At 40.5% G+C, this 13,507-nt stretch carries 12 protein-coding genes; 5 read left to right on the top strand and 7 right to left on the bottom strand.

The genetic code is table 11. The features are described from left to right. Window positions 1-288: 288 nt before the first annotated feature. Window positions 289-2,439, bottom strand: a complete 2,151-nt coding sequence (locus CXF81_RS18820) for a prolyl oligopeptidase family protein (protein ID WP_101182937.1) — start codon at window positions 2,437-2,439, stop codon at window positions 289-291. 315 nt (window positions 2,440-2,754) lie between these two features. Between CXF81_RS18820 and CXF81_RS18815 the strand changes: the two genes are divergently transcribed. Together CXF81_RS18815 and CXF81_RS18810 are read left to right on the top strand one after the other, a co-directional pair. Beyond that, on the top strand, window positions 2,755-3,405 hold the full coding sequence (locus tag CXF81_RS18815) for a hypothetical protein (protein WP_101182936.1): 651 nt from the start codon (window positions 2,755-2,757) through the stop codon (window positions 3,403-3,405). Beyond that, window positions 3,402-4,145 carry a DUF3307 domain-containing protein gene (locus CXF81_RS18810; protein WP_101182935.1) on the top strand — a complete coding sequence of 248 codons (744 nt, stop codon included), beginning with the start codon at window positions 3,402-3,404 and terminating at the stop codon, window positions 4,143-4,145. Before CXF81_RS18815 ends, CXF81_RS18810 begins: the two co-directional genes overlap by 4 nt. 1 nt (window position 4,146) lies before the next feature. On the opposite strand, the gene CXF81_RS18805 is transcribed toward CXF81_RS18810, so the two are convergent. Genes CXF81_RS18805 through CXF81_RS18795 form a run of 3 tightly spaced genes read right to left on the bottom strand, consistent with a single transcriptional unit; the run spans window position 4,147 to window position 7,233 of the window. Then, window positions 4,147-4,275, bottom strand: coding sequence for a DUF2256 domain-containing protein (locus tag CXF81_RS18805; RefSeq protein WP_101182934.1), 129 nt, complete (start codon window positions 4,273-4,275; stop codon window positions 4,147-4,149). Beyond that, the gene (locus tag CXF81_RS18800) at window positions 4,262-5,800 is read right to left on the bottom strand and encodes a cryptochrome/photolyase family protein (protein WP_101182933.1); all 1,539 of its coding nucleotides are present in this window, start codon (window positions 5,798-5,800) and stop codon (window positions 4,262-4,264) included. Before CXF81_RS18800 ends, CXF81_RS18805 begins: the two co-directional genes overlap by 14 nt. Continuing rightward, window positions 5,797-7,233, bottom strand: coding sequence for a deoxyribodipyrimidine photo-lyase (locus CXF81_RS18795; RefSeq protein WP_101182932.1), 1,437 nt, complete (start codon window positions 7,231-7,233; stop codon window positions 5,797-5,799). The genes CXF81_RS18800 and CXF81_RS18795 overlap by 4 nt, the downstream gene beginning before the upstream one ends. A gap of 196 nt (window positions 7,234-7,429) precedes the next feature. Here CXF81_RS18795 and CXF81_RS18790 point away from each other — a divergent pair, with 196 nt between their 5' ends. Next, a complete protein-coding gene (locus tag CXF81_RS18790) occupies window positions 7,430-8,749 on the top strand; it encodes a DASH family cryptochrome (protein WP_101182931.1) in 1,320 nt (439 codons plus the stop codon). Then, window positions 8,746-10,218, top strand: a complete 1,473-nt coding sequence (locus CXF81_RS18785) for a cryptochrome/deoxyribodipyrimidine photo-lyase family protein (RefSeq protein WP_101182930.1) — start codon at window positions 8,746-8,748, stop codon at window positions 10,216-10,218. Before CXF81_RS18790 ends, CXF81_RS18785 begins: the two co-directional genes overlap by 4 nt. Window positions 10,219-10,239: 21 nt before the next feature. On the opposite strand, the gene CXF81_RS18780 is transcribed toward CXF81_RS18785, so the two are convergent. Next, window positions 10,240-10,554, bottom strand: coding sequence for a hypothetical protein (locus CXF81_RS18780; RefSeq protein WP_034896855.1), 315 nt, complete (start codon window positions 10,552-10,554; stop codon window positions 10,240-10,242). A gap of 145 nt (window positions 10,555-10,699) precedes the next feature. Between CXF81_RS18780 and fabA the strand changes: the two genes are divergently transcribed. Beyond that, a complete protein-coding gene (fabA, locus tag CXF81_RS18775) occupies window positions 10,700-11,218 on the top strand; it encodes a bifunctional 3-hydroxydecanoyl-ACP dehydratase/trans-2-decenoyl-ACP isomerase (RefSeq protein ID WP_026843638.1) in 519 nt (172 codons plus the stop codon). Between the two features lie 134 nt (window positions 11,219-11,352). Here the strand turns inward: fabA and rmf are convergent, their stop codons facing one another. Next, window positions 11,353-11,529, bottom strand: a complete 177-nt coding sequence (gene rmf / locus CXF81_RS18770; RefSeq protein ID WP_101182929.1) for a ribosome modulation factor — start codon at window positions 11,527-11,529, stop codon at window positions 11,353-11,355. Window positions 11,530-11,811: 282 nt separating this feature from the next. Further along, window positions 11,812-13,500 (bottom strand): DUF3466 family protein, encoded by a 1,689-nt coding sequence (locus tag CXF81_RS18765; RefSeq protein WP_101182928.1) that lies wholly within the window; start codon window positions 13,498-13,500, stop codon window positions 11,812-11,814. Window positions 13,501-13,507 lie beyond the last annotated feature (7 nt).

The following is a 13,507-nucleotide window of genomic DNA, read 5'->3' as shown; positions in this document are numbered from 1 at the left end:
AAACGATGTACTTGCTATATTCAACCGATGTTAAACTGCTTAAGTCTGCATTATGATGTCAATCAGAAAGCCTTGATAGCTTATTTACTAAACACTTTACCGCCAATCATTTTAAACGCTAGATGGCGTGGCCCTTAGTAACGTCTCTCTGGCAAAGAGAGTATTAGTGCTTCAGATCAATATATCTAATAGCGATACGTTTTATGCGCTCAGAGCAGCGTGATCCCTAAATACAACGAGGTAACCTGAATAACCAATCTCAGTTTCCACAACAGGTTTGTCTTAACATTAATCTTTTAGCTGCTGACTCAGGAACGTATATTCAAGAGCGCTGCGTTTTGCGACTTCCGTCAAATTTGCTGAAGCTGAATGCCCACCGTCTATATTTTCATAATACTCGAAGGTATGTCCATATTGTTCTAATACGTAAGCCATCTTTCTTGCGTGGGCTGGATGAACACGATCGTCTTTTGTTGAGGTTACGAAAAATATGGGAGGATACTCCCCTTCTTCATTAACATTATGAAGTGGAGATATGGTTTCTAAAAACGCCCTTTCCTCGGGAATATCAGGACTTCCAAACTCACCAACCCAAGAAGCACCGGCGAGTAATTTGTGATAACGCAGCATATCGAGCAATGGAGATTGACAAACGACCGCATTCCAAAGGTCTGGCCGTTGGTTATACATTACCCCCACTAATAAGCCGCCATTGGACCCTCCCATTACGCCTAAACGTCTTGGCGATGTTATCTTTTTCTCGGTGAGTGACTCAGCTACGGCAATCATATCGTTGTAAATCACTTGTCGATTTGTTTTCAAACCGGCTTGGTGCCATTTAGGACCAAACTCGCCGCCACCTCTGATATTTGCCAAAACATAAACCCCACCCTGCTCTAACCATAATTTACCGCGAATACCCGAGTAGCTTGGCGTTAGTGAAACCTGAAAGCCGCCATAGGCATAAAGCAACGTTGGATTTGAGCCATCATACACAATATCTTTTTTACGAATAACAAAATACGGCACTTTTACGCCATCTTTAGAGGTTGCTTGAAATTGCTCAACGACCAAATCGGATGCATCAAATCTAGTTGGAGATCTTTTAGCGACTGTGATCTTATTGCTATTAAGGTCAACCTTAAATAAAGTATCAGGCGATATAAAACTCTCTTGGTTGATAAACGTAATATCACTATCGTCATTCGCAGAAATAATACTTACGGTGCCGTTCTGTGGTAAATCTAACTTGGTTGACCTCCACTCGTCCTGATAATCAAACACATATACGTTGCCAACGACATTCTCAGTAATTGATAACAATACTGTAGACTTTGTAATTGATACACCCGAAATAGTCGATTTAGCGTTTGGTTGATAAACCAATTTCGCGTTAGTAATAGTGTTAGATTTCATCCACTCAGCAATATCAAATGAGACTAAACTACCGTTAGTAAAAGAAATAGAAGTACCACTGGGTTGCCAATCATCTTTTAAACTTACGAGAAGTTGGTCTTTAAATATACCCACGGGATTACTTTTCTCCGGTATGGGCAGTAATTGTGTTTGCTCATTATCTTTTAACCAATAGTACTGACTCTTAAAAATGCTTGTTGAGCGGTATCCCATTAATATTTCTGAGTCACCATCTAGATTTAATGAGAACGCGCCCGCCGAAACGTCAGTCTTTTCTCCTCTAAATATTTCTGTAGCCTCAGCCAAGGTCTGTCCGCGTTTCAGCAATTTCGTAATATACGGATAACCACTTTCAGTGAGCGTGTCATCACCCCAGTCTGTGCCTACGATCAAGGTATCCTTATCCAACCATGAAATGCTGCTTTTTGCTTCAGGGATGTAAAAGCCGCCCTCTACAAACTGCTTGGTTGCATGGTTCCATTCTTTCAATTCCTTCGCATCTTTGCCGCCATCAGAAAGGGACATCATGCACATATCATAATTCTTGTCGTAACAAGTTGACCCTTTGTATACCCAGTTTTTATTCGCGGACACCGCTATTTTATCTAAATCAAAAATCGTTTCCCAAGCGGTATTTTCACTTTCATATTGTTCCAATGAGGTGCGTCTTAAAACACCTCTTACTTGCTCCGCAGTTTGCCAATAGTTATACACGTATCCGCCATAATAGCGGCCATACGCGATCTTGTCGGTCGCATTCACAATGCTTAACGCATCGTTTCTATATTGGTCAAAACGCTCGTCATTCATTAATTTGTCAAGTGTTGTTTTATTCCACTCATTCACTTTAGCGAGAGCTCGCTCTCCTTCAATTTCTTCTAACCACAAAGGTGCTATTGCTTCAGCTGCACCAATGCTGCTGCTTTTATCAGGATCCATGTTTGACTCTTCTTTGGCCTTTTCATGTGAACAAGCAAACAAGAATGTACTTGTGACCAAGAGTGCTAATAAACGATTATTCATTTAAGTTGTCCTTTTAGCATGGTTAGCTTTGTTATATTTATCATTGCGTTACATTGGTAAAAACACAACTATTTTTAAGATCTAGCGCCAACGTCATCAGATACTGATATTGACTTACAAGTTCAAATTAAAATACAAACGGTGTTAAAACAATAAAGTAACTCATTACTTATTAACATTGCAAATGTATTCAATTGCTTTCATTAATAGCAAACATATATAGTTGCAATTAATATTTGCAAACGTAATCGTTTGCATTTATAGTGATGACATTCATTGTATATTTCATTAATTTAACTACTTGAAGGGTTTCTTATGACGGATAAGGCACACACGCAATATGCTGTTTTAACCACCGACATCGTTCACTCGACCAAACTTGAAGCAAAAGCATATGCTTGCGTAATGAAAACCCTTCAACAGCTGCTAAAATCGCATGAGGTGCGTTACCAGTGTCAATCTGAAATATTTAGAGGAGATAGTTTTCAAGTACTTTATACAGACATTAACGATGCAATGACGTCAACGCTCTCATTGCGACTCTATCTGCAATCAGGTATTGATTGCCCATCGATTAAATTAACCCAATCATTGGCGATTGGTAGTGTTGAACAAACATCCAAAAACCTGAGTAGTTCTCTTGGAGAAGCCTTCATTTTATCAGGTAGATCATTCGATAAGGCAACAAGGGGTGATCTGGTTCTTAACTTTGGCACTGAACTATGGTCAACAGACTTGACGGTTGCTACCTTATTTTTGCGTCACTTGCTGAACGGTTTGACAGAAAAACAAGCCGAAGTACTGTATTATTACATCGACTTCGATTTCCCGGAACAACAAAGTATCGCTGACCATATGAATATGACTCGACAAAATATCGCCGCACATTTAAAGCGCAGTGGTGCAGAATTAGTTAAAGCTTACTTAGCAGGCTATCGTGACACTTGTTTAGGAACACAAAAATGAAACTCTTTTTCTTGTTACTTGTTGTTCACTTTATTGCTGACTTTTATTTACAAAAACACAGCTGGATCATGTGTAAAGTTAAAAACAAGGAACGCTCAATCGGCCTGTTTAAGCACATGCTAGTGCATTTAGCACTCACTAGTATTGCAATAATACTCAGCGGGATTGCGCTTGATTACAAGGCATTAATAGCCTTAATTGTCATTATTAGCAGTCACTATATTATTGATGTTTGGAAAACGTATCGGGTTTTCGTATTAAGGTACTTTTTGATTGATCAAGTGGGTCATCTTATTTTTATTACCGGTATATCGATCTGGCTAAGTGGGTTAAGTGTTGAAGCAGTCCTGTTTGAGATACATCATCTTTTTGATGCCAAAACGCTGATGTTAGTGGGTTTGTATTTATTCCTATGTAAGCCGGTATCACTAATTATCACACTATCGTTGACCAAATATACAGACCAATTCAATGAATCAGAAAAAGCCAATGAGGGACTTGCTTCAGCTGGCGAGTTAATTGGATATTTCGAGCGCGGTTTAATTGCGACCTTTATTTTACTTGGGCAGTTTGTCGGTGTCGGTTTTTTGTTAGCTGCAAAAAGTGTCTTTAGGTTTGGTGATATGCGTCGTCAAAGCGATAGAAAACTAACTGAATATATTATGCTGGGGACCTTATTCAGCTTCAGTTTCGGTATTGCTATAGGCAAACTCGCCGATTACTTATTGACGACGCTATAAGTTACTTGTTGGATGCGCAGCGCTTTGAACAATACTTCACTTCGGCCCAGTTTTTTTCCCATTTTTTACGCCAATTAAAAGGCCGGTTACACACTGGGCACATTTTACTAGGAAGCTCAGATTTCTTCATTATTTTCTAATTTAAGCAGAAATGTGTCGGCATCGTCTAGCATATGGCTAAACTTAGTCTGATCCATCTTCGACATCGTGCTATAGATCATGCCCATTCTTGGATTACTTCTCAGTTTGTCTTGGTGACGATGTAAAAAGTGCCAATACAAGTAGTTAAATGGACACGCCTGTGGCCCTGTTTTTTCTTTAACGCTATAGTCACAACTCTTGCAGTAATTAGACATCTTGTTAATGTAAGACCCGCTTGCTGCGTAAGGTTTGCTGGCTAAATTACCGGCGTCAGCAAACAGCACCATACTACTGACGTTTGGCAGTTCAACCCACTCATAAGCATCTGCATATACGATTAGATACCACTCATTAATCGCCTTTGGTTCAATACCGGTTAATAATGCAAAGTTACCAAGTACCATTAGGCGTTGAATATGATGAGCGTAGGCATGCTCTTTTGTATCATTAACGCACTGTGACAGACAGTTCATTCGTGTTTTGCCGGTCCAGTAAAAGTCTGGTAATGCCCTTTTCGCTGCTAAATAATTCGATTCCTTTAAGCTTGGCATAAAATACCAATAAAAGCCGCGAATGTATTCTCGCCAGCCAAGAATTTGCCTAATGAAACCTTCGGCCGAATTAATCGGTACGTGGCCGTTTAAAAAAGCTTCCTCCGCAGCCTGAATCACTTCGTAAGGCATTAAAAGGCCTGTATTAAGATATAGACCTATGTGGGAATGGAATAGCCAAGGATTGCCTTCCAGCATCGCATCTTGATACTGGCCATAATCTACCAATCGGATGTTAATAAATTCTGATAAGACACCTAAAGCCCCTTCCCTAGTTGTGGCAAAAGCAAAATTACTTAGCTCGCCAAAATGATCAGCGAATTGAGTTTCTACGAGTGTTAAAACTTCATTTGTGATTGCGTCTGGGGCTAATAATGTTCGACTAGGAATGTCAGGGTTTTTACCAAAGGGTTTACGATTATCTGCATCGTAATTCCACTTTCCACCCATGGGCTGTTTGTCATCCATTAGTACATTGGTTTGTTTGCGCATTTCTCTATAAAAAAACTCCATACGATATTGCTTACGACCATCAGCCCAATCACTAAAAAACGTTTGGGTCGCAATAAAACGATTATCAGGTGTAATATTAACCGTGATGTTTAGCTTGCTCTCCCAAGTCATTACCTCTTCAAGTAACCGGTATTCACCCGGATGCATTATGGTAATACTCTTGAATGTGTGCAGTGAGCACGTGTGCTTTACTTGTTCAAATAAACATCCATGATTATCAGCTGCGTCATACTTGACGTAAATAGTCGCAAAACCGTGATTCTGCAATTCAGTTGAAAAATGACGCATTGCGCTGAAAACGAAAGCAATCTTTTTTTTGTGATGCTTAACATAAGTGGCCTCTTCTTTTACTTCTGACATTAAGACCTTGTCAGTCTCTTTGTTAAAGTTCGCCAGCGAACTGATTTTTGTATTGAGATGGTCACCTAAGATTACAACCAACTGACTCATGATATTGCCTTTAATTGAGCGAGCGCATCGAGCGCTCTTTTACGAGAAAGCTTTAGATCAACAATCGGATTTGGGTAGTTTTTACCTAGTTCCACCCCACAAGCCTTAAGTATCTCGGGTGGTGCTTCCCATGGTTTATGGATAAATTGCGTCGGTAGTCTCTTAAGTTCTGGGCAATATTTCTTAACATATTCACCCTCTTTATCGAATTTTTCGCCCTGTAAAATCGGATTAAAAATCCTAAAGAATGGCGCAGCATCTGCACCAGAACCTGCAACCCACTGCCAACCCGCAGAGTTACTCGCCATATCCGCGTCAAGCAAGGTGTCCCAAAACCAACGCTCTCCTTCACGCCAGTCGATCAGCAGGTTTTTAACCAAGAATGAGCCAACCACCATTCTTACTCTGTTATGCATGTATCCTGTTTGATATAACTCTCTCATTCCTGCATCTATCATCGGAACGCCTGTGTTACCAAATTGCCAAGCTTTCAGATCATCAGGGCTGGAGCGCCATTGAAAGAAGTCAAATTTGGCATTAAAATTCTTATGTTGAATTTCAGGCCAGTGAAAGAGCAAATAATAACTAAATTCTCGCCACCCCAGTTCACTGAGATAAACATCTAGATCTTTATTGTCGAAGGCGTTTTCAAATGCGCCTTGTATCGCGTACCAAGCCTGATTAGGCGATACTTCGCCAAAATGCAGGTGTGGCGACAACAGAGAAGTTCCTTTTACGGCAGGCTTGTTTCTGGCGTCTTGATAACTCGTTGCCGCCTCACTAATAAATCTCTGTAGCCTATTCGCAGCACCCTCCTCACCCGGTTGCCATTGCGCCTCTATCTCTGTGTACCATTCAATTTTAGGCAGAAGTTGTAGGCTTGTGAGTGCGTCCATAGAAAAATTAACGCCATCTGCGATGTGCATCTCCTTGGGTCTTGCTATCGGGAAGCGAGGAGCTTGACGAGTTAAACAGCCTTTACGGTAATACGGCGTAAAAACCTTGTAAGGGGTTTCATCTTTCTTTAAAACACTCATAGGCTCCCACAAGAGTGAGCCATTGAGGCTTTTTGCGGCAATGCCACGGTTCTTTAAAACAGTCTTTATATTTTCGTCGCGTTCTCTCTGCCAAGGTTCATATAATCGGTTCCAGATAACAGAATCAGCAGAAAATGCCTCGGCTATCTCAACTAAAATCGCGAGAGGCTCACCACGACGAATAAGTAACTTATTATTTAACGATTTGCTCAGTGATAATAATGAATGATGCAACCACCACTGGCTTGCGCCACCTAATGCCGCATTCTCAGGAGCACCATCATCGAGAATAAAAACAGGAATAATAGTGCCATTATCAACTGCGATGCTCAGTGCTGGGTTATCGGTAAGGCGTAAGTCCTGTCTGAACCAAACGATTATCTTTTTTGATGACATCAAACTCAATGTTTTATTCCTACCATTGTGATAGCTATGCGTCTAAATAACTATTTTTAAGCAAAGATGCTCTGGGTTAACCAACGTAATGGTTAAATATACTCGTATTCATATTACACCATAGTCCCGTAAATAGATCGAAAACTCACTATCCAAAGTAGATAACATATAGGATCAAGATTAAAGTAAAACATAAATGACAAAGAAAGTTGGATTACATTGGTTTAGAAAAGATTTACGCATTCAAGACAACGCGAGCCTAGCTGAATTAGCATCTCAAGTTGATGAATTGGTGTGTGTTTATGTTTACCAGCCAGAAGCAAATCAAGACAGCATCAATGAATTGCACAAGAAAGAAACGATAGGCAAACATAGACTTAATTTCATACATCAAACACTACACGATTTGAATAGCACATTAAGCGGTTTTAACCAGCGTTTAATCGTCCTATCCACAAATGAAGTAGAATCTGTTGAGGCTTTACTGGCACTTGTTAAAGCACTCCATGTGACTCACCTCAGCGCACAATGGCACTGTGGTTTCAATGAACGAAAAGAGTGGCAGGAAACGCAAGATTTAGTGACTAAAACTGGTCTCAATATTGAATTCATTCAAGTCAACTCATCCACCCTGTTCAACGCTTCGCAATTTCCATTTTCTATTGAAAATATGCCTAATACTTTTTCACCGTTTCGAAAAAAAGTTGAAAAGTATTGTGAAGTACAAGCCGTAAATCCGCTCCTCAGTGCGCTTCCTTCGATGCCTGATTTATTTGCGATAGAAAACGTAATAGATTTAGACAGTTTGTTGGTAAGTGTTAATCATTACCAAAGACTATCTGGCGGAGAAACTGATGCACACCAACAACTCACTCATTATCTGTGGAGTACGGACCATATCAGTCGTTACAAAGAGACCAGAAACGGGCTGGATGGTTGGAACTTCTCCAGCAAGTTTTCAGCTTGGTTAGCGCTTGGTTGTATCAGTCCGAGGCAAATTTATGCTGAACTGTGTCGATATGAATCCGAACGAGTCAAAAATGAGTCAACATATTGGTTGTTTTTTGAGTTGCTATGGCGAGAATTTTTTCATTGGCAGCATTATGTGCATGGTAATCGTCTTTTTGCAGCATCGGGTGTTCAACGGCTAGTTCGTCCAAGCAATTTTGATCGTAAAACATTTGTACAGTGGCAACAGGGGCAAACGGGATATCCGATCGTTGATGCGTGTATGCGTCAATTATTAAAAACCGGTTACATGTCTAATCGAGGCAGACAGTTGGTCGCGAGTTGTTTTGTGCATGAACTAGGTCAAGATTGGCGTTACGGTGCAAAGTATTTTGAGTATCAACTGATTGATTTTGACGTCGCTAGCAACTGGGGAAATTGGCAGTATCTTGGCGGCGTCGGCGCTGATCCCAGAGGACACAGACAATTCAACTTACAAAAACAAACGGCAACTTACGACCCCAATAATAAATTTATCACGCAATGGACAAACGAAGCTGCAACATGATTAACAAACAAGCCTTAACTGTTATGTGGTTTAAACGCGATCTGCGCTTGCGCGACAACGACGCATTAAAAATGGCAAGTGAGCAAAAAATGCCCTTGGCATTAATCTATATCGTCGAACCTATGATGATAGAAGATCCGCATATGGACATTCGACATTGGCGCTTTATATTTCAGTCGATAACAGACCTCAATGAACAATTGGCACAATTCAATGCCTCTATTTCAATCCTCTATGGCAATGCTATTGATGTACTATCAAAGCTGCATGAAAGCTACAGTATTAAGCATATTGTTAGTCACGAAGAAGTTGGCTTAGAGCACACCCACGTGCGTGACAAAGATGTTTTAGCTTGGTGTCGTTCACGTAGGGTTAGATGGACTGAAGTTGCGCAAGGCGCAGTGCATAGGCCCCTGAATCATCGTAAAAATTGGCCGAAACAATGGAATACTAGAATTTTGGCCACGCCGACTCACCCCGAACTAAGCACTACAGAGTGGGTTTCAAATCTTCAGCAAGAAATAGATGACGATTGCATGTGGACTATTCCTGAAAAGTGGAAGGAAGCAGATGTAAACATGCAACTGGGGGGTGAAAAAAGAGCGTGGTACACCTTAAAGCATTTTTTTAAAGAAAGAGGAAAAGCCTATTTTGGTAATATTGGCGACCCCACGGTTTCAAGAAAAACCTGCAGCCGTTTATCACCCTATTTAGCATGGGGCAATATTTCATTAAAGCAGGTTTATCAATTTAGCTTATCTCAAAGCGACCGTCCAGGTTGGAACCGATCCATTGTGGCGTTTCAGTCCAGACTGCATTGGCATTGTCACTTTATTCAGAAATTTGAAACAGAATCAGCTATGCAATTCCGTCCTATTAACAAAGCGTATCTTGATTTCTCATATTGCGGGGGCGCCGAGGGAGAAACAAGGTTAGCTGCATGGAAAAATGGCTGCACAGGTGTGCCAATCGTAGATGCCTGCATGAGAGCGGTGGTAAAAACTGGGTATATTAATTTCAGAATGAGGGCTATGGTAGTTAGCTTTCTATGTCACCACCTAAACATCGACTGGCGCAGGGGAGCCAGTTTCTTAGCCGCACAATTTTTGGATTTTGAACCCGGTATTCATTACCCACAATTTCAAATGCAGGCAGGAGTAACCGGTATCAACACCCTGCGCATATATAATCCTGTAAAGCAGTCGATTGATAAGGACTCAGAAGGTACTTTTATTAAAAAATGGCTGCCGCAATTGAGCTCACTGCCAAATCCTATCATTCATCAACCTTGGGTAATAACACCGATGGAAGAGGCAATGTATGAGTTCAACTGTGAAAGAGATTATTACTCCCCTATTATCAACGTTGAAGAAGCGGCAAGCGAAGCGCGAGACAGAATGTGGTCGTATAAATCCAAGCCCGCCGTGAAAAAAGAAGCGGCAAGGATTTTGAAAATACACACGAGCTAGTTTTGCTCACTCGTCACTTTTCTATTGATCATCACTTTCTTTATTTTTTGCTTGTTCAGCCTGCTTCAAAATAAGCGCACGTTTCTTTTGGTCTTGTTCTGTTAACCATTGATTTAGCAGTCTAATCTGTCCATTCTTATACGCTGCAAAGGTTATGCGTAACGAATTAGATAGAACATCACTATCTGTCCAGCCAGTTTTCGCCACTATTTCTTTATAGTTTTCCATCGCGGCAGCTGTGACATAACCTCTAACCATTTTTTTGCCTAACGATTTTTGTTTTTCTCTAAAACGGCGTTGCTTTTCTGCATTTGCTGATTTTTTTGGATTCTTCATTTGCTCATATTTTGGTTTAAAAACATTCAGTTTGACCAGTGTACTGCAAAAAACTGACTTTTTTTAGCAAAATTAACTGTTCAGAGTTGTTTAGCTTACAACTGTTCGTTAAATTACGCACTCTTATGGAAAACTAGTGTGTAATATGACAAATAGAAAATCAGAATTTAATAGAGATGATCTCTTAAAATGCAGTACCGGCGAAATGTTTGGAGCTGGCAACAGTCAACTTCCTGCGCCAAACATGTTAATGATGGATAGAATTGTAAAAATAACAGAGGACGGTGGTGAGTTTGATAAAGGACATATCATTGCAGAACTAGATATTACCCCCGATCTTTGGTTCTTTGATTGCCACTTTCCTGGTGACCCAGTAATGCCTGGTTGTTTAGGACTGGATGCAATGTGGCAATTAGTCGGGTTTTTTCTTGGTTGGTCAGGTGGCCCAGGAAAAGGTCGTGCACTGGGTGTTGGTGAAGTGAAATTTACTGGACAAATCCTGCCAACAGCAAAAAAAGTCACTTATGAAATAAACCTTAAGCGAGTCGTTAAGCGTCGTTTGTTCATGGGCTTGGCTGACGGCACTGTATCAGTGGATGGTAAGGTCATTTATGTGGCTAAAGGATTAAAAGTAGGTTTATTTCAAGATACCAGCGCGTTTTAAGGTAAGTTGTCGATTTCATGTGATTTTTTGTTTTAATAGCACTGTAGTTATTTATGTAAGCGACACTTCTGCAACGCTAAAATGACAAAAGCCCAACATCAGTTGGGCTTCTTGCACTTAATTTATTGTATGTGTTAGCGGCCTACTAAGCCGGATTGTCTGTCGGTGAGAGCTTCTCTCCACCCCCCTAACCATTCCGACCGAGCTTGGATAGCTTGAAATGGACATAATTCTTTTGAACGATGTGTTATACCCGCTTGATAACCTTTTGCATGTGCACGTGTTAACTTATCTCTTTTTTGTGTTTTCATAGTTAAACCTCTCTTGGCTAAAAAAAGGCAACAACAGGAAATGAAATCGAGTTATTTTTAGTCAGTTTCTTTCCTTTGTTACGCTTCTATCAATAGCTTTTTGGTGAGAAAAGTTCAATGTCTAAATTTTGACAGTTTTACACTTTTTTGAATAACATACTGAAAAGTATTGAAATGTTTAATTGGGTCAATTTTGTCTATTAAACTGGTTTTTTAGATCCAACGGTTATTAAAACAACAAAAGCCCCGAACAATGGGGCTTTCATAACAACTAACTCGGTTTTATTTTTTTACGCGTCTTCTAAAGAATGCTGCAAAGCTCAGTAGCGTAAACATAAATATGCCCGTACTCGCTCCTTGTCTATCTGGAATACCTAAGTCGTCGTTAGAGCAAACCGTTGGTGCCTGACCTGTCGGATTCAGCTTTACTGTAACGATAGTATCTACCAGCACGTCCTCTCCAGCATCATCTTTTATAAGCTCACCACGGGCATTTCTGGCGGCTTTTTTGGTCAACGCTGAGACTATAATCTGGTTGCTATCATTAATATCTATTGCTTCAATAAAATCAAACGGACTGTCGCAGCTAACTAGTGTGTTCAAGTTAGTAAAAGTATCAGCTTCAATGTCATAAATAAATGCAGCAGTTTTTCTGTTGGTGACGTTGGTCGCCTCAACGTCTGCAGAACCAACCACTAGATTGTTATTATTAATTGACCGTGGAACGGTGCTTGAAGTATCAAAGAAATCGTCAGGGAACGTCACGCTGCTGTCATTTCTATTATAGATAAACATTTTATTTCGTGGAATGTTGTTAATTCTTTGTCTTCTAAGTCCAACGACATAGCCAATATCATTTATTGAAATAGCGCTATTTGGCAACAGGGCTTCATCATCTATGATTTGCACCACTTCGCCGCTTGCCAAAAACATAGCAGCAGCGGTTGATTGTAAGGTTCCATCAGCAAATTTTACACTAGCAACACCAACACCAACGCCGTTAATGTTGACATCTAACGCTTGGCTTGAACCTTGTAAAGCAGGTTCCTCATCAGTAACTAAAGTCCCGAAAGTGCGTGTATCAGTGACCGTTCCTTCGACATCCATTGACCATAAATGCGCACGTTGTAGCCATAAATCAGAGCGTCTTGTTAAGGCGCCATTACTCGTTACTGTAATGATACTGCGAAGGCATGCTTCGATTGGCTGATCACCACGAATTTCATCATCATCACAATTGGCTAAGCCAGTCGTTAATGCACCGGTCGCTTCAATTGAACCACTGCCGGCAGCAACATAATTAGCATTAATTCGATTAACCTGACTTGTGCCACCCAAGGTTGTATCGATTGGCAATAATGGCGTTACATTTTCGCCAACTTGCGCAAAAGCACGTTGATCAAAATCACTTATTATATATTTTACATTTTCGCCATTTAGGTTCACGTAATCAATTGTTCTGAATGGTCCCACAGTGTTACCGACGATATGTGTTCCAGCAGTTGAATCTCTTGGCGTGGTTTCCATCGCACGCGAAAATCCACCCAAGGCTTCTGATTCGGTATCGAAGGCATTGATATAATCGAAATTAGCGTCGGAGCCGTCGGTTTTATAAGCTTGCATACGACCAAGTTGCTGTGTGAAAAAACTAAAATTGCTTGAGCCTGCAATAGCCCTGGCAATTAAAAAAGTATAGTCAGCAAGATTAAATTGACCGTTTCTAGCAGCCTCAATGTCAGTCAAACCGGCAATAATAAACGCGTTTTCAAAGTCGATCGTAGACAAGTCTACTGGCGCATTATAAATATTCTCAATCGCGGTTAACATAACGCCTGTATTATCAATAGAAACCGCATATTGATTTTGACCTAGCGTATCTGTTGGCAATTCAGTGGCTGTATATGATGCTGCTAAAATTGGGAGCGATGCGGTGTAAAGTAACACTGCTGACGCCAGTCGAGTAAATTTCATTAATTAT

Origin of the sequence: Glaciecola sp. 33A, assembly GCF_002836745.1 — a bacterium.
Classification (GTDB): Bacteria; Pseudomonadota; Gammaproteobacteria; order Enterobacterales; family Alteromonadaceae; genus Glaciecola.
Note: the sequence above shows the minus strand (reverse complement) of the source record. Positions and strands in the feature narration are given on the sequence as shown.